This is a genomic window from Bradyrhizobium sp. LjRoot220 (assembly GCF_964252915.1).
Taxonomy (GTDB): domain Bacteria; phylum Pseudomonadota; class Alphaproteobacteria; order Rhizobiales; family Xanthobacteraceae; genus Bradyrhizobium.
Genome location: NZ_CAXUPS020000010.1, coordinates 12,873 through 30,190, shown reverse-complemented (window position 1 = coordinate 30,190; position 17,318 = coordinate 12,873). Strand labels below are relative to the sequence as shown.

General features: G+C 61.4%; 26 protein-coding genes. 7 read left to right on the top strand and 19 right to left on the bottom strand.

The window, feature by feature from the left end:
• Nucleotides 1-28: 28 nt before the first annotated feature.
• Both ACSQ84_RS30535 and ACSQ84_RS30530 read right to left on the bottom strand, forming a co-directional pair.
• The gene (locus ACSQ84_RS30535) at nucleotides 29-1,264 is read right to left on the bottom strand and encodes an MFS transporter (RefSeq protein ID WP_436215447.1); all 1,236 of its coding nucleotides are present in this window, start codon (nucleotides 1,262-1,264) and stop codon (nucleotides 29-31) included.
• Between the two features lie 113 nt (nucleotides 1,265-1,377).
• A complete protein-coding gene (locus tag ACSQ84_RS30530) occupies nucleotides 1,378-2,961 on the bottom strand; it encodes an amidase (RefSeq protein ID WP_436215446.1) in 1,584 nt (527 codons plus the stop codon).
• A gap of 361 nt (nucleotides 2,962-3,322) precedes the next feature.
• On the opposite strand from ACSQ84_RS30530, the gene ACSQ84_RS30525 reads away from it, so the two are divergent.
• Entirely contained in the window at nucleotides 3,323-3,595 is a 273-nt protein-coding gene (locus tag ACSQ84_RS30525; protein ID WP_436215445.1) for a hypothetical protein, read from the top strand.
• A 218-nt stretch (nucleotides 3,596-3,813) separates the two neighbouring features.
• Here the strand turns inward: ACSQ84_RS30525 and ACSQ84_RS30520 are convergent, their stop codons facing one another.
• From ACSQ84_RS30520 to ACSQ84_RS30505, 4 genes are all read right to left on the bottom strand, one after another.
• Nucleotides 3,814-4,719: an MBL fold metallo-hydrolase gene (locus ACSQ84_RS30520; protein ID WP_436215444.1), complete on the bottom strand. Its 906-nt coding sequence runs from the start codon at nucleotides 4,717-4,719 to the stop codon at nucleotides 3,814-3,816.
• A 151-nt stretch (nucleotides 4,720-4,870) separates the two neighbouring features.
• Nucleotides 4,871-5,128 (bottom strand): DUF3551 domain-containing protein, encoded by a 258-nt coding sequence (locus ACSQ84_RS30515; RefSeq protein ID WP_436215443.1) that lies wholly within the window; start codon nucleotides 5,126-5,128, stop codon nucleotides 4,871-4,873.
• A 166-nt stretch (nucleotides 5,129-5,294) separates the two neighbouring features.
• A complete protein-coding gene (locus ACSQ84_RS30510; protein WP_436215442.1) occupies nucleotides 5,295-5,474 on the bottom strand; it encodes a hypothetical protein in 180 nt (59 codons plus the stop codon).
• Nucleotides 5,475-5,519: 45 nt separating this feature from the next.
• Nucleotides 5,520-5,681, bottom strand: a complete 162-nt coding sequence (locus ACSQ84_RS30505) for a hypothetical protein (protein WP_436215441.1) — start codon at nucleotides 5,679-5,681, stop codon at nucleotides 5,520-5,522.
• A gap of 244 nt (nucleotides 5,682-5,925) precedes the next feature.
• Between ACSQ84_RS30505 and ACSQ84_RS30500 the strand changes: the two genes are divergently transcribed.
• Entirely contained in the window at nucleotides 5,926-6,108 is a 183-nt protein-coding gene (locus ACSQ84_RS30500; protein ID WP_436215440.1) for a hypothetical protein, read from the top strand.
• A gap of 284 nt (nucleotides 6,109-6,392) precedes the next feature.
• Here ACSQ84_RS30500 and tenA read toward each other — a convergent pair whose 3' ends face one another.
• The gene (tenA, locus tag ACSQ84_RS30495; protein ID WP_436215439.1) at nucleotides 6,393-7,061 is read right to left on the bottom strand and encodes a thiaminase II; all 669 of its coding nucleotides are present in this window, start codon (nucleotides 7,059-7,061) and stop codon (nucleotides 6,393-6,395) included.
• 124 nt (nucleotides 7,062-7,185) lie between these two features.
• On the bottom strand, nucleotides 7,186-8,220 hold the full coding sequence (locus tag ACSQ84_RS30490) for a GlxA family transcriptional regulator (protein ID WP_436215438.1): 1,035 nt from the start codon (nucleotides 8,218-8,220) through the stop codon (nucleotides 7,186-7,188).
• A gap of 127 nt (nucleotides 8,221-8,347) precedes the next feature.
• On the opposite strand from ACSQ84_RS30490, the gene ACSQ84_RS30485 reads away from it, so the two are divergent.
• Entirely contained in the window at nucleotides 8,348-9,394 is a 1,047-nt protein-coding gene (locus ACSQ84_RS30485; protein WP_436215437.1) for a class I SAM-dependent methyltransferase, read from the top strand.
• 213 nt (nucleotides 9,395-9,607) lie between these two features.
• Nucleotides 9,608-9,856 carry a hypothetical protein gene (locus ACSQ84_RS30480; RefSeq protein ID WP_436215436.1) on the top strand — a complete coding sequence of 83 codons (249 nt, stop codon included), beginning with the start codon at nucleotides 9,608-9,610 and terminating at the stop codon, nucleotides 9,854-9,856.
• 142 nt (nucleotides 9,857-9,998) lie between these two features.
• Here the strand turns inward: ACSQ84_RS30480 and ACSQ84_RS30475 are convergent, their stop codons facing one another.
• The 6 genes from ACSQ84_RS30475 to ACSQ84_RS30450 all read right to left on the bottom strand — a co-directional run bounded on the left by ACSQ84_RS30475 (nucleotide 9,999) and on the right by ACSQ84_RS30450 (nucleotide 12,543).
• Nucleotides 9,999-10,184 (bottom strand): hypothetical protein, encoded by a 186-nt coding sequence (locus ACSQ84_RS30475; protein WP_436215435.1) that lies wholly within the window; start codon nucleotides 10,182-10,184, stop codon nucleotides 9,999-10,001.
• 327 nt (nucleotides 10,185-10,511) lie between these two features.
• Entirely contained in the window at nucleotides 10,512-10,775 is a 264-nt protein-coding gene (locus tag ACSQ84_RS30470) for a DUF3551 domain-containing protein (protein ID WP_436215434.1), read from the bottom strand.
• A gap of 165 nt (nucleotides 10,776-10,940) precedes the next feature.
• Nucleotides 10,941-11,120, bottom strand: coding sequence for a hypothetical protein (locus ACSQ84_RS30465; protein ID WP_436215433.1), 180 nt, complete (start codon nucleotides 11,118-11,120; stop codon nucleotides 10,941-10,943).
• A gap of 250 nt (nucleotides 11,121-11,370) precedes the next feature.
• Nucleotides 11,371-11,568: a hypothetical protein gene (locus ACSQ84_RS30460; RefSeq protein WP_436215432.1), complete on the bottom strand. Its 198-nt coding sequence runs from the start codon at nucleotides 11,566-11,568 to the stop codon at nucleotides 11,371-11,373.
• A gap of 350 nt (nucleotides 11,569-11,918) precedes the next feature.
• Nucleotides 11,919-12,080, bottom strand: a complete 162-nt coding sequence (locus tag ACSQ84_RS30455; protein WP_436215431.1) for a hypothetical protein — start codon at nucleotides 12,078-12,080, stop codon at nucleotides 11,919-11,921.
• Nucleotides 12,081-12,339: 259 nt separating this feature from the next.
• Complete coding sequence (locus tag ACSQ84_RS30450; protein WP_436215430.1) at nucleotides 12,340-12,543, bottom strand: hypothetical protein; 204 nt, start codon at nucleotides 12,541-12,543, stop codon at nucleotides 12,340-12,342.
• A 309-nt stretch (nucleotides 12,544-12,852) separates the two neighbouring features.
• Between ACSQ84_RS30450 and ACSQ84_RS30445 the strand changes: the two genes are divergently transcribed.
• The 3 genes from ACSQ84_RS30445 to ACSQ84_RS30435 all read left to right on the top strand — a co-directional run bounded on the left by ACSQ84_RS30445 (nucleotide 12,853) and on the right by ACSQ84_RS30435 (nucleotide 14,076).
• A complete protein-coding gene (locus tag ACSQ84_RS30445; RefSeq protein WP_436215429.1) occupies nucleotides 12,853-13,047 on the top strand; it encodes a hypothetical protein in 195 nt (64 codons plus the stop codon).
• 125 nt (nucleotides 13,048-13,172) lie between these two features.
• Nucleotides 13,173-13,784: a cell envelope biogenesis protein TolA gene (locus ACSQ84_RS30440; RefSeq protein WP_436215428.1), complete on the top strand. Its 612-nt coding sequence runs from the start codon at nucleotides 13,173-13,175 to the stop codon at nucleotides 13,782-13,784.
• Between the two features lie 103 nt (nucleotides 13,785-13,887).
• The gene (locus ACSQ84_RS30435) at nucleotides 13,888-14,076 is read left to right on the top strand and encodes a hypothetical protein (protein ID WP_436215427.1); all 189 of its coding nucleotides are present in this window, start codon (nucleotides 13,888-13,890) and stop codon (nucleotides 14,074-14,076) included.
• A 42-nt stretch (nucleotides 14,077-14,118) separates the two neighbouring features.
• Here the strand turns inward: ACSQ84_RS30435 and ACSQ84_RS30430 are convergent, their stop codons facing one another.
• The 5 genes from ACSQ84_RS30430 to ACSQ84_RS30410 all read right to left on the bottom strand — a co-directional run bounded on the left by ACSQ84_RS30430 (nucleotide 14,119) and on the right by ACSQ84_RS30410 (nucleotide 16,089).
• Nucleotides 14,119-14,784, bottom strand: coding sequence for an SOS response-associated peptidase (locus ACSQ84_RS30430; RefSeq protein ID WP_436215426.1), 666 nt, complete (start codon nucleotides 14,782-14,784; stop codon nucleotides 14,119-14,121).
• A gap of 25 nt (nucleotides 14,785-14,809) precedes the next feature.
• On the bottom strand, nucleotides 14,810-14,980 hold the full coding sequence (locus ACSQ84_RS30425) for a hypothetical protein (RefSeq protein WP_154070762.1): 171 nt from the start codon (nucleotides 14,978-14,980) through the stop codon (nucleotides 14,810-14,812).
• Nucleotides 14,981-15,005: 25 nt separating this feature from the next.
• Nucleotides 15,006-15,206 (bottom strand): hypothetical protein, encoded by a 201-nt coding sequence (locus ACSQ84_RS30420; RefSeq protein ID WP_436215425.1) that lies wholly within the window; start codon nucleotides 15,204-15,206, stop codon nucleotides 15,006-15,008.
• A 272-nt stretch (nucleotides 15,207-15,478) separates the two neighbouring features.
• On the bottom strand, nucleotides 15,479-15,781 hold the full coding sequence (locus ACSQ84_RS30415; protein ID WP_436215424.1) for a hypothetical protein: 303 nt from the start codon (nucleotides 15,779-15,781) through the stop codon (nucleotides 15,479-15,481).
• The gene (locus tag ACSQ84_RS30410) at nucleotides 15,781-16,089 is read right to left on the bottom strand and encodes a hypothetical protein (RefSeq protein ID WP_436215423.1); all 309 of its coding nucleotides are present in this window, start codon (nucleotides 16,087-16,089) and stop codon (nucleotides 15,781-15,783) included. The genes ACSQ84_RS30415 and ACSQ84_RS30410 overlap by 1 nt, the downstream gene beginning before the upstream one ends.
• Between the last annotated feature and the right edge of the window lie 1,229 nt (nucleotides 16,090-17,318).

Sequence of the window (17,318 nt, the reverse complement as noted above, 5' to 3'; positions counted from 1 at the left end):
ACCGGTTTTCACTTCGCGGGAAAACGCCCTACGCCATCGCCATCCGCTGCCGCGCGCGCATCAGCAGCAGCACCATGATGGCGATGTTGACAACATTCCAGGCGACGCCGTTGGTGAACGCGGCGGCGTAGGAGCCGGTGGCGTCGAAGATCACGCCGGAAATCCACCCCCCGAACGACATGCCGAACACCGAGGCCAGGATCACGAACCCGACGCGGGTGGCGGCCTCCGAGGCCGGCATCGTCTCGCGCACGATGATGGCGTAGCTCGGCACGATGCCGCCCTGGAACAGCCCGAACATCGCCGAGATCAGGTAGAGCGAGGTCAGGCCGTCGAAGAACAGGTAAAACAGCAGCGCCGTGCCTTGCGCGACCGAGCCGATCAGGAGCGTCGGGATGCCGCCGATCTTGTCGGCGAGGAAACCCGAGCCGATCCGGCTGATGATGCCGAGGGCCAGCATCAGCGACAGCATTTCGGCGCCGCGCGCCACGCCATAGCCGAGATCATTGCAATAGGCGACGATGTGGACCTGCGGCATCGACATCGCCACACAGCAGGAGATGCTGGCAAGCCCCAGGATCACCGTGAGCGTATTGGTGGACAGTTTCAGGTCGAGACGCGGCGGCGGCGCGTTGACGTGACTGCGGCGCCCCCCCGCCCCCATCAGCAATCGCAAACCCAACAGCGCCAGCGTCATCGCCACGGCCGTGAAGATGCCGACCGCGATATGGGTGGTGCGCCAGCCATAGGTCTGCATGCCCCAGTTCACCAGCGACGGCCAGACCGCGCCGCCGATGTAATTGCCGCTGGCGGCGATCGCAACCGCAAGCCCGCGGTAGCGCTCGAACCAGTGCGAGGCTTCCGCCATCAGCGGGCCGAAGGTCGCCGCCGAAGACAGCCCGATGGCAAAATGCACGAGAATGTACGGCCAGACCGACCATGACAGGCCGGCGACGATATAGCCGAGCCCGAGAATACCGATGCCAAGCCCGATCGCGGTGACGATGCCGAAGCGGTCGGAGATCTTGCCGGTGATCACCTGGCCCAGACCGAAACCCAGCATCACCATCGTGAAGGCCAATGACGCCGTGCCCCTGGTCGCACCAAAATCCTGCTGCACCACCGGCAGCGCGACCACCACCGACCACATGCCGACGCTGCCGAGCGAGCCAATCAGCACGGCCACGGCAAGCCGGGCCCAGGCTCGGCGCGAGTCGGGAACGAACAGTTCGGAATCTCGGGTGAATTCAGAAGTAATGACCACGGCGCGTGCAACTTCTAGCGCAATTGCCTAGAGGTCAAGCCACAATGGCGCGATATTGGGCATGCAGATGTGTTGGGGGTGGAGGAAGCCCCACCCCCGACACGCGCGCCTGCTCACGCCATCTGCTGCCACAGTTTTTGCACCAGCATCCCGGCGCGCTTCTCGACCGACGCCGCGGCATCCAGCGCCATGTCCTCGCGATATCGTCCCGCGATCAGTTGCACGCCGATCGGCTTGCCCTCGTGCAGCGCGACCGGCACCACCGCGGACGGCAGGCCCAGCACGTTGATTGCGGAAATGAACCGCAAATCGTTCCAGAACATCTCGGCCACGCGTTCCAGGCTGGCCGTATCCGCGCGCGGCCCGGGCGTCGGCATCACCGTCGTCGGCGCCAGCACGACGGGGTAATCCTCAAAGAAAGCTTGCCAGGCGCGAATATGACCGCTGCGTGCCGCCGTTGCACGCATCCAGCCCGCCAGGTCGAGCGTGTTCGCCTTCAGCTTGATGCCGCCCCAGGCCGTGTGGAAATGCTCCGAGGCCACCGCCAACATTCCGGCTTCCTGCAGCACGGCGACTTCATTGACGATGATGTCGCACCAGGTTTGCCAGACGCCGTTGATATCGGGGACCTCAATTTCGCTGACGCGATAGCCCGAGCGTTCCAGATGGTCGGCGGCCTGCCGAAGTGTCGCGCGCACCGATGGATCGACGTTCATGTCGGCGGGCAGTTTCGCCAGCGCGACCTTGATCGGTCCTTTCGGTTTCGTACCCACCAGCGGTGCCGGAACCCACCAGGGATCGCGCGGATCGCGCTGGCACATCACTTCGAGGCCGAGCCTGACGTCCCCGACGCTGCGCGCCAGCGGGCCCTGCGCCGACATCAGATGCGCGAGCATCGGCCGCTCGGCGGTGGCGCTTTGATTGAAGGCGGGGATCCGGCCCTGCGTCGGCTTGATGGTGGCAACGCCGTTACAATGCGCCGGCCAGCGCAGCGAGCCGCCGATGTCGTTGCCGTGCGCGATCGTCCCGATGCCGGCCGCGACCGCCGAGCCGGCGCCGCCCGACGACCCGCCGCAGGTGATATCAGGGTCCCATGGATTGAGCGTCAGCCCGTGCAGCGGGTTGTCCGTGAAGCCGCGGAACGAGAATTCGGGCGTATTGGTCAGCCCCAGCACGACAGCGCCGGCCTTCCTGAGGTTGCGCACCACAGGCGCGTCTGACGGCGCGATGATGTTCATTTGCGCGGGGACCCCATTGGGATTGGGCCTGCCCTCGTAGTCGACGTTTTCCTTGATCGTGATCGGCACACCGTGCAGCAGGCCGAGTTCGCGGCCCTTCGCCCTTGCCTGGTCCGCCACCTTGGCGGCCCTAAGCGCTTCATCGGAAAGATCGACCACAACCGCGTTGAGCTTTGGATTGACCGCGTGCATGCGCGCGACGTGCGCCTGCGTAACCTCGACCGAAGAGATCGCGCCGGACCGGATGGCGGCAGCGGTCTCGACCGCCGACCATTGCCACACCGGCCCCTTGGGCACGGCCGGCTTGCGCGACGCGGTGTTCTTGGCCTTGGCTTTCCCCGGCTTGCTGGCCGCCTTCGCGACTTTGCCGGCGCGGGCAGAAGCTTTTTTGGTCGATTTCTTCGCGGGCGTCTTTTTCGAAGCGCGCTTCACAACTCTTGTCGCAACTCTCTTGGCCAATTCAGTTCTCCTCCAATTGCGCGGCGGAGGTTATGGGCCGGGAGGCCGCGTGTCGAGGCTTGCGCGCCGACACCACGGCTTCGTCACTCGATTGATTCAAAAGCGATCAATGAAAGACGACATTGTCCAATCGCAAGATATGCCGTGAAGCTGAACAGCGATCGAATCGAGAGGGCGCATAGGCCATTGGCATTCCGTGATCCGGATCACTTTTTGAAGGCGCGGATCGTTCAGCCTGCGCGCGGGCTCAGGGCTACCGCCCGGCCGCCCCTAACGGATTCGTGAGCGGCAATAGTGAGCCAGTTCACGATCGCCGCCGCGCGTCTCGACTTACAAGAACCATCCAACGTGGGAGCCAAACATGCCAAGAGTCCTGCGCCAAGATATCAGCCTGCGTACACATCATGATTGGGCGGTGCCGGTCGTTGTCGGCGTAGCCGTTGCATGCCTGCTCTGCTTCCTCGCCTTTTATCCGAAGGCGGCGTCACATGCATCCAGTGCCGGGCCGGCCGAAACCGTCGGTTTGGCGGCCGCGAAGCCGGAGCCAGTCGCCGCTGCAAAGAGGCCGGTCCGCTACGAAGCGACCATTGAAAACTGGAAGCGCTACCGCGCGGCAACCAAACCTGCCGAGTGAATGGACAAAGTTCTTGGGATGCTCACGCTTGTGCGCTCCCATGCGCGCGCCTGGGATATCCGCAGTCATACGGAAGGAATTTGCTACGCCCGTGTGCTATCTTGAACAGACACGTCCAGCGCATTTCGCTATCAATGTTTAAGTTTCATCACCGAAGAATATTTGGACGAGGGCCCGGCCATTGTGCCGGGCTTTTGTTTTCGTACATTCGTTAAGCTTCAGATGCCGCGGCCCCAATAGCCACACCAGCGGTGCGTATTCCATTCGATGTTCTGTTCATAATTTTGCAGCGTCGCATGTTGCGGCAGCCGCACTTCCTTGGTTGCCGGATCGAAGCATTTGCCGGCGTCGGCGGCCTTTTTCACTTCCGTGGAGAGGCCGGTCATAAAGGCGAACTGCTGCTCCATGTCCTTTCTAGTGCCGAGCCGGCCGCCGGGCCCGGGATGCCCGGGGATCTGTCGCTCCCAGTTCAGCGCCAGTGTTTTCTTCAGTGAGGCTTCCCACTCGACCGGATAGGAATCATTGACTGCCAGCCGCGACGGCACCGCACCAAGCGAATTGAAATCGACCGCGAAGATGATCTTCTCCTTGGGCAGCAACATCACCAACGACGAGTCGGAATGGTTTCGCCCGGTATAGACGAGTTCGATCCGGGTGCCGCCGAGAATGATGGCGCGTTTGCCGTCGACGACCTGATCGGGAATGACGACATCGGGGCTTTTCAGGACGGCCAGCCGCTCCTTGGCCCGCCGATGCGCGACCACGATGGCGCCGGCCTCCTTGAACGGCTTGCCGCCGGCGATGTGGTCGTAATGGTGATGGCTGTAGATGAGATATTTGATCGGCTTGTTGGTGATCTTCTTGATCTCGGCCACATAGGCCACCGCCGCTTGCGGGCGGCCGTAGCTGATCGGGTCGGTGGCGATTACGCCCGCCGGTGTGACGACGAACATCGCCTGATGGTTCTGATAACGGAAGATATAGACGTTATCGGTGCCTTCCACCTTGGTGGTCGCAAACAGGGGCGGCGCGGCGGCAGGTGCCTGCGTCTGGGCTTGCGAAATGCCGGCAAAACCAGTCGTGACGGCTGCAATCAAAACAGCGCAAAAAACGTTGCCTTGCATGTGTAATCCCCCTTACGGATTAACCCCGCGGGAATAAAGACATTCCCCAAGCAAGTTAATCCGTGTGTCGCGGCCATCGCAACGCCAATCCACCTCGGATCCCGCAGCACCGGGCCGTCTCAATGCTTAAGGGGATTGAACCCAACGACGCTCAATAGTCGCGGCGAGGCCTCTGGCCGCGTCGTTTTCCGCCCTCATAATAAGGGTTGACGACGCACTGCGCGGCGCGGCCCGATGCCGACATATTGCACTGCGCCAGCGAGGTGTAGCCGCATTCAAAGTAATAGTCGTTCCAGCCTTTGTAGACCTGCAGGCAGACCGGATATTTCGGATCGTAGGTCTGGGCGTGCGCCGACGGCGTTGCAACAACCGCTGCAATCGCCAACGCTGCCAACCTGAGAATGCGCATCTGAACTCCTTCGACGGCAAAAATTGTGCCCTGCCGGGATAACCCTGCGCAGGTGCCGCTAGTTCCCTAAGGACAAGCCACGCATGCCGATCTACGCCAACGCTACACCGCACCGCCGGTGGTAGCCAGCCTGCAAGCGATTGAACGCAACAGCTGCAGGCTGAGCTTACTTGATATTTCCGATGATTGAGCGGGTCGTATCGTTCATGGCGCGGATCAGATGGGTGGTCAGCTGTATGGCCAGATGCCGCTGAGCCACCATGCTTTGCAGACTGATCATATCCAGTTCGCCGCCGCAAACCTGGTCGAGCTCCGTTTCTGATAGTTCGTGCGCGAGATCAGTCATGTTGTTTCCCCCAACTGGATGCTTCGGTCGATCCTGAACGTTCGATCAGCGGGTCGTGAAGATACCCTTGGACGGAACCGGCTGCGACGACTTCGGGAACAGCAGCTTCACGATGTCGGGAATGCAGCCACCTTCGGTCACGCCGCCGGCCACGACTTCCAGTTCCTCGATCGCCAGTTCACGATTTTCGATGTTGCGCTCGGTCATGACATTTCTCCATCGGTTGAGAATGAGGTGACGCGCGTTGCTGCTCGTCATGGCGCGACAATACGATCGCCGTTTGGAGCCCACCGTGACGACCGTCACACAACCCGGGTGGCGGGACGTAGATGGATGGATGCCTTAATCCGTGATTTGCCTCACGGCAGGTCACCCAATGCGAACCTAGCCTGCCCCATCTAACGAAGCGGATGATGCTTCGGCCGCTTCGTCTCACAACAGGAGACAGGACATGGAATCCAGGCAAATCGAAATCAGGCCGCTCAGGGAATCCGAACTCGATACGATCTCCGGCGGTCGTAGTTGCAACCACGGCCCGCCCAGGATGGAAGTGAGCATACCGTTCGGCGGCGGCCATGTGCTGGTGATTTGGGCGACCTCCACCTGCTCCGGCACCTATTGGTACGTGAAATAACGCACAGGCCGCTTCAATTAGCGGCCTCAGCTCCCAGCTGATTGCTGATTTGCGATGTTGATCGCGCGCCGGGCTTCAATCGTTCAGGCCGCGGAGCCCGGCACGTTCGCCGTGAACATGATCATGTTTCCGAAACCGATGGCGGGGTCGACATAAACAGCCCCGCCGGATCTTCGATACGCGACCCCACCCTCGTCCAGACAGGCCATTAGTTTGGCGAGGCACGAAACCTCGATGCCATGGACCAGATAGCGCGCGCGTCCTCCTGAACCACTAGCTGCCATTCAACGCTGGTTTACACGCCAGCCCATTTCCCAGAAGTCGGCTTCGAGCCTTGTGGCTTCCCTGAAGATCGCGATCAACTCGGCCTCGCGGGCCGGCGTCGCGTAGCGATCGGCAAGCGATTCCAGATGCGCCCGTGCGTTCGCCGCGACCTCCTGATAGGGCGCGCCGGCATATTCGGCGATCCAAACGCGATACGGGTTCGTCGCGAGTAACGCGTTCGGGTGCTCTGCGAGGCGGGTCGCGATCTCGGCGTATCCGATCACGCAAGGCGCCAGCGCCACCTTCAGCGACAGCAAGTCGCCGCGCATCCCGGCGTCGAGCACGTAGCGGGTATAGGCCAGCATCTCGACCGCCGGAGCGGCTTTTTCGAGATCGCCGGGCGATAGCCCCCAGCCGGCGCAGAGTTTTACGTGCAGGTCCATCTCGACGTCGAGTATAGCCGAGAGGCCGGCCGCCGCCTCGCGCATGTCCGCAAGCTCAGGCGATTTGTAGACCGCGAGCGCGTAGGCGCGCGCAAACTCGATCAGGAACAGATAGTCCTGAACCAGATAGTGACGAAACGCCGCCTCGGAAAGCGAACCGTCCGCCATGGCGTTCGTAAAGGGATGCTCGGTGTAGGCGCGCCACTCGGCGGACGCTGCTGTCTTCAGTCGCTCGAAGAAACTCATGGTGCTTTTCTGCTTCTCGATGGAAGGCTTGCCGGTGATAGCAGACCACACCGGCCAGGAACAATGCTAGCGCATCTGGTCGCCGATGCTTAACCCTGACGTGCCAACGCCGGAATTCAGAAGCTCATTGTTGGACGACGGATTTGCCGGCATTTTGGACCACGCCCGGAGGGGTCAGTTTTCGGCGATATTCGTGCGGACTAATTCCGGCCAGGCGCCTGAACAAACGGCGGAACGAGCTTGCGTCTTCATAGCCGACCTGCCGGCCGATTTCCTCGACGGTGCCGTCACCGGTTTCGAGCGCCTGCTTTGCCTCTTCGATGCGAAGCGCCTGAATATAGGCCAGCGGCGCATAGCCGGTCGCTGCCTTGAAGCGACGGTCAAAACTGCGCTTGGGCAAGCCCGATTGCTTCACGAGGCTCGCAACGACGTCGGCACGATCATAATTTTGCGCAATCCATTCCTGGCACTGGAGAATGATGGCATCGCCATGATTTACGTTCTGAATCATGCTCGCATAGGGGAGTTGTCCGTCGCGATGCCATTGATAGAGAAACAGCTTCGACATTTTGATCGCTTCGGCTATGCCGCCATGTTTGGCGACGAGCAGCAGCGCGAGATCCTGCCAGGACGATGCGCCGCCGGCGCAGGCGATGCTGTGGCCATCGCCGGTTTGCACCAGCAGGCGCTCGACATGCAGCGTCGTGCCGGGAAACTGCTGCCGGAACAGCGGCGCGTAGGTCCAGTGCGTCGTTGCCTGCTGGCCTTCCAGCAGGCCCGCTTCCGCCAGCACCAGCGAGCCGCCGCACGCCGCATAGACCTGCGAGCCGTTCAGGTGCATTCGCTTGATCCAGGCCAGCAGCTTGCGATCGAGCGCCCGAAGGTGTTCCGGCTTTGTCACCATCACATTCGGCACGAACACCACGTCAGTTCGATCGAGATCATCGACGTTGTCCTGCGGCAGAATGCTGACGCCGGTGACCAGCTTGATCGGACCGCTTTCGCTGCTCACGATCCGGGGCTCGAATAGCGCAGGCGCGTCTGGCAGCCCGTCGAAATCGCGGCCCGCGGCCCACAGCGTATCGAACACGCCGTAGACGATCGACGGATCGCACTCTGGAAACACCACCAGGCTGACGTGAATGGGCTTTTTGTTCATTGACCTTTGCCGATGGCCCAATTGCCCCGGAAGTGGCCATTCTGCCCCTTATCCGCGGGCCGCCAAAACCCTATTCCCGCGCTGCGATGAAGTATCGCACCAAATCCATTTCAGAAAAGATCACATCATGACCCTCGATATGACCAAACTCGAACCATTATTGGGCACCGTCGTCAACGAGCTGGGCGCGGCCTCCAACGCGGCCCTCGTCATTATCGGCGACAAGCTGGGCCTTTTTCGCGCGCTCGCCACCGGCGAGATGACCTCCGCCGAACTCGCCGGCAAGACCGGTACGCATGAGCGTTACGTGCGCGAGTGGCTGTCGTCGCAGGCGGCAACCGGATTCGTGACCTACGACGCCGTGAGCGGCAAGTTCTCGCTTTCGCCGGAGCAGGCGGCGGTGTTCGCGCTGGAAGACAGCCCCGTGAACATGACCGGCGGATTTTATTCCCTGAGCGCGATCTACGCCGACGAACCAAAGCTCACCGAGGCGTTCAAGTCCGGCAAGGGGCTTGGCTGGGGAGAGCACTGCAATTGCCTGTTTTGCGGGGTCGAGCGCTTTTTTCGTCCGGGCTACCAGGCGCATCTTGTCGGCGAGTGGCTGCCTGCGCTGGACGGGGTCGTTGCAAAGCTGCAGCGCGGTGCCACAGTTGCCGACGTTGGTTGCGGTCATGGTGTATCGACTGTTCTGATGGCCAAGGCGTTTCCGAAGTCGAAGTTCATTGGATTCGACTTTCACGATGCGTCGATTGCGCACGCCAGAAAGCACGCGGAAGGCCTGAGCAATCTCCGTTTCGAAATGGCGCGCGCGCAGGACTTCGACGGTGCGGACTACGACCTCGTTACGATGTTCGACGCACTGCATGATATGGGCGATCCCGTCGGCGCGGTTGCCCACGCGCGAAAGGCGCTGAAGCCGGATGGAACGTTGATGCTGATCGAGCCGATGGCCGGCGATTCACTTGCGGATAATCTCAATCCGGTCGGGCGGGTCTACTATGCGTCGTCGACTCACATCTGCGTGCCGACATCGCTCAATCAGGAAGTGGGCGAGGCGCTTGGCGCCCAGGCGGGCCCGAAGCGCCTTGGCGAAGTGATCCGCAAGGGCGGCTTCTCGCAATCGCGCAAGGTGGCCGGCACGCCGTTCAACATGATCCTCGAAGCAAGGCCCTGATGGCCGGCACGCGTAACGTCCTGCCCGGGCGCGAGTCATTCGGCGAGTTGCTTCACGGCAACCTTCCGGCATGGCCGGTCCGGGCCGGGCGACCAACCCGGCATGCGGCGGGGTTAACGAACGCCCTGTCGCGTGAACATTCCTGCGACGTTTCGCGCATCCGACACCGTTTCCGGCGCCGGAACTCATCGGCTCAGACGGCCGTTGCCTTGTATGGCAATCGTTCTGCGAAAACCCGTGGTCATTGCCGCGATTGTCGCGACCATCTCGATGGCCGCCATATTCCTGGTGGATCACACCAACCTGATCGTTGACCGGCAGCCTGCCAAGAACCCTCCCGGCACGACATTCAACACGGCGAACGACGCCGGCGCGACCGTCAGTCCGACGCAGCCTGAATCGCCGATCAAGCCGACGCCGCCCGGTCCGGCACCGGTTCAGCCGGCCATTCCCGCCAAGTAGCCGACGGCCCGTGCTGGCGCGTAATAGCCGACAGCGCAATCCGCCGTCCGGACCAAAGACAAATGGCGGATGACGTCGGAACCTGTCATCGGGCCGCGCCTGACGCGGACCCCTGGGCTGATCCGGCCCCGGCCCTACCGGGTCACTTGGCGTAGCCCTGAGATCGGAGCCACGCGACCTTGCGGTTTCCGTTCATCCAGTCGTCGGCGTCTGCCTTGCTGGTCAGCCCAGTGATTTCGCGTTGTTCACTGCCGGGATAATCTGCCTGGATAGTCCAGTTATCATCTGCAATCCGGACGGTCTTGAAGGTCACTTTTGTTTTTGCCATGCGGCATCATACACCATCCATCCGGCAAACGCGAAAAACCTCGCGCAAACGCGAAAAACCTCGCACTGAAATGCAGGCAATAACGGCGGTGGCCGCCACCGGTGGTAGATCCGGGTCAAGCAGCGCTTAAGATCGGATTTGCGCCGGCAAATATTTTACGGTCGCGTCCGACGTGGCCTCGATCCAATCCGCTTTCACAAAGCTTTTTTGTCGCGGACGGTTGACGAACTAGCGCACGGGCCAGCTCGACTCGATGCTCGCAGGGCGGATTGAGCCCTGCGGCTCAGGCCAGCCCTGGATCATTAGTACCGGATCAGTGGCTCTGGCTCAGTAGTATCGTCCCTGATATCGGGCGCGCGGATGATAGGCGTAGGCTGCCATCGGGTTGATGCCGCAATAGGCATCGGTTCCGTACGCGGTCGCCATGCACTGCTGATAGCTGGAGAACTGGCAATTGCCGGGATAGCCCCACTGGCGGCCTTGCAGGCAATAGCGGTCCTGGATGGGCTCAGCTGCGGCCGGCGATATCGATCCGGCGACGGTCAAAGCAGAAACGGCTGCCAGAATGGCAAGCGAGATATTGCGGCGCATGGCGAAAACTCCTTGAATTGCTTTCGATAGATAGACGGGTCAGCCGCGCGAAAAGTTCAATTCGGGGCGGATTAATTCCCGGTCATGTTCAGGGCGCTGGATTGCCGATAAATGTCTCAGTTTGAAATCAAGGACTTTCCGGCGCGAACCCCCGCGACGACGATTTCACCGGCTGCCCGATTTTGAAAGTGCCCGATCGACGGCCAGTACCACCTGAGTGAGGGCCTCGCCCCGTGTCCTTGCTTCGCCGGTTTTGGTGGTGAGGTCGTCAAGCGTCACCGCCCACCTCCACGAATCTGGCTGGTCGCCTTCGAAAACCAGATAATTCTTGCCGCGATATTCCATCAGAAAAAATCAATGCTTGTCTAAAATGCGCAGGACGAATGAGCGACAGCGTAATCCACCGCCGGGCCGAATACAAAGGGCGGATTATCCCTGTGGCCCAATCCGCCGCTACGGTCCTGCGGAGCATTTCAAAATTCGCGCCCGGATAAAACAAAATTCTCACTCAGATAGAAGAAATGCCTTGACCAAAGAGACCGCCAACTGAGGCGGACTTACTCCTCGTTCCTCGGATGTCGCGCGGCCTTCCCCGCTATCGCCTGCTCTGGCCAAGATGGTGAAGGTTGGAGACAGCGGCCACGCCGTTGCTCCGGCCATTATTCACGGAATTATCGACGATAGTGCCACCATCATCGACGTAATTACCCGCGGTGCCACCGGTCACGGATTGCATCGCTTCGTCGGCAAGAATCTCGTTGGCTGGCGTGTTCGAGTCGGCCACGGCGGTCATTTGACCCACTCCGGTTTATGGCGCTGTGCGCCGGTGAACTGGAGCGACTATGCCGGGCGGCCGTCTGCCTTGCCGTGACGCAAATCACGCAGGGCGCTATTTCGGAAGGCGCGAAATCGGACCCGACCTTTGCGGTGGGTGGGCAGCTTTCTGCACAGTTCGCCCTGCGACCGGCGAACGAGGCAAATCCGCAAACTCGGATGAGTGGTAGTCCCGCCCCTCGGGCGTCGTAATGTAGATGTCGTAACAGCCGTTTCGCGACATCTCCCGCGCCTTCTTGAGCGCAGCCTCGGCGCTCTTCCTGTGGTGCAGCAGTTCGCCGTGCTGGCACTTGGCTCTGACGGAAAAGCTCATTTTTTCTTCTTTTTCTTTTTCTTCTTGAGGATTTCGGCCTGGGCTCTGAAGGCCTGCGCCAGCGATTTCATCTGGTTGGCAACATACGCGTCAGCGGCGCTCGCGGCTACGCGTTCCGCGGTAATAGCCTGCTGGCGGATTGCTTTGGCTATCTTCATGGAGCTTCAATGCCCTGCCCGCCGTCTGGTTCCAGTCGGTGGCCGCGCTCCCGGCGGCTTGATATTGTCCGGGCAAACAACGCCGCCCTAACCGTTCGGTTTCAATCGCAAGCACAGAGGCCACCAACTGAGGCGGCCTTGCGACACGGGAAACTTTGTTCACGGCAGGAGAACGACGGGGCAGAACGACGGGGCAGAACTACGGGGCAGAACTACGGGGCGCCCGCCGGCCGCGACGGCTTCGCCTTACGCTGCGTCCCTAATGCGTCGGGACAACGTCGCTCGTCTCCACCCGGCCGGCTTCGATGGCGGCCACTTGTTCTTCATTCTGGACTTGTCGGAACAGAGTCGTAAAGCTCTCGGCGATCCGTCGCCAGGCAGCCCTGTCCGCTTCATTGGTGGCCCGCCGCGCCTGGTCGTGGGCCGCCAGGGCGCTTCGCCAATATTCGGCGCTGTTATCCATCAGTATCTGCAATCGGGAACAATGCGTTTCAATCAATTTCGCTAAACTGCCGTATCCTCTGCCGCCGGTCAATCCGGCCTGGGGATTTCCAAAACAACCCGAGGGCGGATCATCCTGTCAGGCCACCACGGCGCTTTTTGATCTCGTCGGCGCCCGAGCGACATCATGTGATCCCCGGCACAGCGACGCGAGGGGTCCTGCGGCATCATCCTCCATGGGGCAGGTCGCAGCCCCTACGACTGTGATCGTCATCACGGTACTCCGGTTCTGGCGCCGTATGCTGTCCTCATCAAATCGATGGAGACACCAATGACGAAGCTGCTGGTTATCGCCATCCTTGTTTCGGTCGGCACCGCAAGCGCCGAGACGAGCCCGCCTGCGCCTGATCAAGCTCCGAACCCAGCTATGGTCCGAAACATCGGCATTGCGGAGCAAGGCGACGCCATCGTCGTGCGGACGCGCAAGCCGGAGCCGGTCCCCGCGACCAAGTCCGAGCAGAAGTAACCGCTCGGCTCCCGCCGGAATTCCAGGCCTGGAAACACCGCCACCATGCGCTCGTCCGGGCATCGGGCAGCGATGGCCCCGCCGTGATACAAGGCGACGAGCGGAAACGACCCGGCGCACACTTCATGGCGAGAAAACTCAAGACCTATCAAACTTCGCTCGGCTTCTACGACCAGGCAGTAGCGGCGCCATCGATGAAGGCGGCCCTGGACGCCTGGGGCGCGGAGAGCAATCTGTTTCATCAAGGCGCCGCCAGGGAAAGCACCGACCCGGAAGTTGTCGCCGCGACGATGGCAAAGCCGGGCGTCGTTCTCAGGCGCCCGGTCGGCTCGAACGGCCGCTTCACCGAACATGCCGGTTTGCCCACGGACCTCGCCGGCGACGAGATCGAAGGCCGCCCAGCAAAGCGACGCGCGAAACCGAAAAAGCAGCCGCCCCGCAAGACCGACGACAAGGCAGCTCGTAAGGCCGCGCTAGAGTATGAGCGCGCCGAGAGGCAGCGCGAGGCCGAGCGCCGGAAAGAAGCGGCGGCAAGGGCGAAGGAACGACAGCGTCGTGAGCAGGCGGTCGCGAAGGCGAACGCAGCACTCGACGAGGCCAGGCGGGAGCATGACAGCACGGTCAGCGCCCTCGAAGCCGAGCGCGCCGCACTGGACAAGCGCACGCAAGCCGAGCAGGACCGTTGGGACCAGCAAAAACAGAAGCTGGAAGCCGCCCTGCGCCGGGCACGCGAATAGGGCTTCGCTTATTGGCGTCCTGCGGCGCCCGCATCCCAAACGTCGGTAACCAAAAATTAACCCTGCTCGCTCCACCCTTTCACTACGTTGGAGGGGCTCTAGAATGCAGGTTTTCAGAATTACGCTGAGTGACGGTGCGAGGAAATTCCACACGGCCATTCAGGCACCGGATGCCGCAGCCGCGGAGACCAAGGCCGCCGATTATTTCGATACTTCGAAGTGGCAGATTCTCAATGTCAGGCGCGCCGGTGTGATGGCCGCCAAGCCGGAACCGCAATCCGTCGCGGCTTGATCCGCTGTGCTCTGAGCCTGCGACCCTGCCAGCCGTCTTCGCTCACGCTGCCACCAGCTTGTCTTCCTTGTCAGCGCCGCGCGCCACGATCTTCAGGGCATCATCCGGCAACGGCCGCTGCAGCGCCTTGGCCTCATCCCACGGCGCCCGCATCCAGACGTCGCGCTCCTCGTCGGTGGTCAGGATCACCGGCATCGCCTTGGGGTGAACAGGCTCGACGATCGCGTTCGGCGTCGTGGTGAGAAAGCCGTAGACGTTGTGTGGACCAGCGATCGGCTTCGACTTGGTGCCGCGATCGCCGGTGAATTCGGTCCAGATGCCGCCGAAGGCGAACAACGGCCGGTCGTCATCGAGGGCGAACCAGACCACATCCTTCTTTTTCGTGTCCGGATTGGGCTCCGGCGCGTATTCCGCAAAACTGTTCACCGGCACCAGGCAGCGGTGCGCCGGCTTTAGCCAGCCGCGCCAGTGCGGCGACGAGGTGTTGCGGATGTTGGTGACCGGCGGCCCGCCGGTGCGCGGCGGCGGCGGCATGCCCCAGCGCATCGTCACCAGTTCGCTGCCGTGATCGGTGTTGCGCACGACTGGCGCGGGATAGTCGGGGAACACGCCGGGCATCGGCGCGAGGTTGCCGACGTACCGGTTGACGACGCGGAACAGCCGGCTGATCGCTTCCTGGTTTGTCGTGATCGAATAGAGATTGCACATTGCGATCAGACGCAGGGGGCATTCGCTAATATGTCAGCGGCAGCACGCGTTGCACAATCGCGCCGAGGCAGACGAGCACCACGAGCAACTTGAGCAGATTTGCCAGTCGGCCGTCGGTGGCGAACTTGTCGATGGCCCAAAAGCAGATTGCGCCGACGACGACGATAATCAAAACACCAATCAAAACTGAGATCATGTTGCCCTCGGTGTATTGTCGATTGTTATTTCGCCTTCGCCTTTAGACCCAGCGCTACCAGGCGGCGGATGGCGTGCGCTCGGGTAATTGTTTTGTCGGATGATGATGCAATCCAGGCATCAATTGCGGCCAGTTCGGAAGGATGCCAGCGCTCGCCAACTTGAATGCCCTTGCCAGTCGGCGGCGGCCCCCGCTTTTTCTTTGGTACCACAGCTGTCTTTGCCATAAACCATGGTACCACAGAAACAAGCCGGCGGAAAGCTGTAACTTCCGCCCCGGTGCTTGCTCGCCGCCAAGCGAGGCCTCTGCGAATTTATTGGGCTAACTGAGGCGCTGCCCTCGCTCGATTTCTCAACCCGGTTCCCCCGAACTCAACTAGCGAAAGGCATCCCGAGCTTTCGGGCCATCGCTCGAACGACCGTTACTGAGCGCGTAGGATTACGACAGCGTAATCCGCCGACCGAACCAAAAACAAAGATGGCGGATTACGCCTTCGGCTCAATCCACCCTACGGTCCTTCATGGAGGCGCACACCGAGTTGAGCACCCCTTTGAGCAATTTTCCATCCGTCATCTTTGCTACCTCAAGATCGTCTCCGGGAATGATCTCTCTTGCAACATTGCTGTCGCGCATGACCTTGTTTTGCCGAAGCGCGACCCAGGTCCCGTCAATTTGCCGCTGATAGGCTGAACAATCGACTTGAACGACCGAACGTGCCACTAGCCGGTTCGTCTCAGCGGCGCTTGGTCCGAACGCGCTGATTGTTATGAAAACGACAAGGCAACTGGCGATGTATTTCATCAATGCCGGTCCCGCTGATCGCCCGGATACCAGGGCTCGGCATCCTGCCGCGTGGTGATGTTCGTGCGCCGCAGCCGCACGAGGTGGCCGCGCTTGTAGGGATGGCCGCGCATCTCCGAGCATGGCCGGCAGCGCATGCGCTGCTCAAGCTGCCAGATCGGCGTTTGACGCGGGCGTCGAAGCGTCGTCAGGTCCACGGTGCTGTGGGTATTGCAGCCCGCGCATTTGACTTCGAGATACCGAAACCCTGCATTCAGCGCATCACCGATCGGCGGCGACGGCTGCGCCGGCCCGCCGTAGCCCTGCATACGAACGTTCCAGGCTTCGCAGGCGGCGACGTCGGCCGTGAATCGTGTCTCCCTGGCGCGCTGCTCCGCCCGCTGGATCGTTGAACCCCACATCCGCTCTTTGGAAGGTCCGCCCATGGGGGCAAGAATGCGCCCGGTCGGTCGACATCGGCAAGCCGCTACAGATTGCGGCTTGACGACGAATTCAACGCAAGGCGGTCCGGCAACGAAAGAGGCCGCCAACTGAGGCGGCCTTAGCTCTTTTCGAGTTCTGGCTGAATAACGAGGCGGATCATGAACCCGCACGGACCGGGGTCTGTCAGAAATGAAACTTAATTAAAGGAGCGGGCACGACTGTCCGCACACCGGCAATTTTCGCACCATCTAGCCGGTGCGATAGGCGTCCAACGCGTGCGCCACGAAAACGCCTATGCTGAGGAAGGCCAACAGGGCTGCCACGAGCTCGGTCATCGGCGGCTCCCCTGGGTCACTGCCATGCCAACGATGGCAGCCGTGATGAAATGGCGGTAAATCGAATTGAGAATGGCGACTAACATGACCGTTCCCCTTGGTTGAGCTTCCCCTTGTTTGAGCGGGAATAGCCTACCGGCGCTCTGTTTCAGGACGACTTCGCGACCAGGGAAAACGGTTTCGTCCCGGCCATCCAGTCCCTCCCGAAAAGACATTCCGGCTTCTCCCCCTCAACTCACCGGCATCATGGGCTTTCCGCAAGCAATCGACCTGCGCGCTAGCTTGAATCCGCCTTACAGACCTAAACTGAACGATGGCCACCAGGGCCTCACAATCCGATTTTCCGCTTTTCAGAAATTTTTCTTGACGCCTCCCCCGACTCACCGCCACATTGCCCCCATCTCATCCCTTCACGAGGGGCGTATCGCGATCGTCACGAACGTGGGATGGGCTGCGGTGGACGCTGGTAGTGCCGATAACGAACGGCACGAGAGCGTACGGCGAAGTCGTGTGGTCCTGACGCCGCGATGCTGGCGTCAACGCACCTGGAGGCAACTGCCTCTCAGGGCGCAACGGTGGCAAAAGAGCCGTTCACCGGGGAGAGCACGATAAGCCGTAAAGCCATTGCGCAGGGAATGTCGGATGCTCTCCGCTGCCCTGTATGCTCGTGTGCACCATCTTGTTGCACAACCGCACACGAGACCGCGGGTGCAGCGCGCATCCGGCATTCCCGGCTCCCTTGATTTTGGGAGAAACGGAATCAACCACTCGGGCACATC

Coding starts and splice junctions, on each gene's coding strand:
- ACSQ84_RS30445 (WP_436215429.1), top strand. CDS start 12,853: ATGACGAAGCTGCTGGTTATCGCCATCCTTGTTTCGGTCGGCACCGCA.
- ACSQ84_RS30470 (WP_436215434.1), bottom strand. CDS start 10,775: ATGCGCCGCAATATCTCGCTTGCCATTCTGGCAGCCGTTTCTGCTTTG.
- ACSQ84_RS30515 (WP_436215443.1), bottom strand. CDS start 5,128: ATGCGCATTCTCAGGTTGGCAGCGTTGGCGATTGCAGCGGTTGTTGCA.
- ACSQ84_RS30410 (WP_436215423.1), bottom strand. CDS start 16,089: ATGCAGGGCTACGGCGGGCCGGCGCAGCCGTCGCCGCCGATCGGTGAT.
- ACSQ84_RS30475 (WP_436215435.1), bottom strand. CDS start 10,184: ATGGCAAAAACAAAAGTGACCTTCAAGACCGTCCGGATTGCAGATGAT.
- ACSQ84_RS30435 (WP_436215427.1), top strand. CDS start 13,888: ATGCAGGTTTTCAGAATTACGCTGAGTGACGGTGCGAGGAAATTCCAC.
- ACSQ84_RS30420 (WP_436215425.1), bottom strand. CDS start 15,206: ATGGCAAAGACAGCTGTGGTACCAAAGAAAAAGCGGGGGCCGCCGCCG.
- ACSQ84_RS30525 (WP_436215445.1), top strand. CDS start 3,323: ATGCCAAGAGTCCTGCGCCAAGATATCAGCCTGCGTACACATCATGAT.
- ACSQ84_RS30440 (WP_436215428.1), top strand. CDS start 13,173: ATGGCGAGAAAACTCAAGACCTATCAAACTTCGCTCGGCTTCTACGAC.
- ACSQ84_RS30520 (WP_436215444.1), bottom strand. CDS start 4,719: ATGCAAGGCAACGTTTTTTGCGCTGTTTTGATTGCAGCCGTCACGACT.
- ACSQ84_RS30510 (WP_436215442.1), bottom strand. CDS start 5,474: ATGACTGATCTCGCGCACGAACTATCAGAAACGGAGCTCGACCAGGTT.
- ACSQ84_RS30430 (WP_436215426.1), bottom strand. CDS start 14,784: ATGTGCAATCTCTATTCGATCACGACAAACCAGGAAGCGATCAGCCGG.
- tenA (WP_436215439.1), bottom strand. CDS start 7,061: ATGAGTTTCTTCGAGCGACTGAAGACAGCAGCGTCCGCCGAGTGGCGC.
- ACSQ84_RS30505 (WP_436215441.1), bottom strand. CDS start 5,681: ATGACCGAGCGCAACATCGAAAATCGTGAACTGGCGATCGAGGAACTG.
- ACSQ84_RS30465 (WP_436215433.1), bottom strand. CDS start 11,120: ATGGAATATCGCGGCAAGAATTATCTGGTTTTCGAAGGCGACCAGCCA.
- ACSQ84_RS30425 (WP_154070762.1), bottom strand. CDS start 14,980: ATGATCTCAGTTTTGATTGGTGTTTTGATTATCGTCGTCGTCGGCGCA.
- ACSQ84_RS30500 (WP_436215440.1), top strand. CDS start 5,926: ATGGAATCCAGGCAAATCGAAATCAGGCCGCTCAGGGAATCCGAACTC.
- ACSQ84_RS30485 (WP_436215437.1), top strand. CDS start 8,348: ATGACCCTCGATATGACCAAACTCGAACCATTATTGGGCACCGTCGTC.
- ACSQ84_RS30490 (WP_436215438.1), bottom strand. CDS start 8,220: ATGAACAAAAAGCCCATTCACGTCAGCCTGGTGGTGTTTCCAGAGTGC.
- ACSQ84_RS30480 (WP_436215436.1), top strand. CDS start 9,608: ATGGCAATCGTTCTGCGAAAACCCGTGGTCATTGCCGCGATTGTCGCG.
- ACSQ84_RS30415 (WP_436215424.1), bottom strand. CDS start 15,781: ATGAAATACATCGCCAGTTGCCTTGTCGTTTTCATAACAATCAGCGCG.
- ACSQ84_RS30460 (WP_436215432.1), bottom strand. CDS start 11,568: ATGACCGCCGTGGCCGACTCGAACACGCCAGCCAACGAGATTCTTGCC.
- ACSQ84_RS30450 (WP_436215430.1), bottom strand. CDS start 12,543: ATGGATAACAGCGCCGAATATTGGCGAAGCGCCCTGGCGGCCCACGAC.
- ACSQ84_RS30455 (WP_436215431.1), bottom strand. CDS start 12,080: ATGAAGATAGCCAAAGCAATCCGCCAGCAGGCTATTACCGCGGAACGC.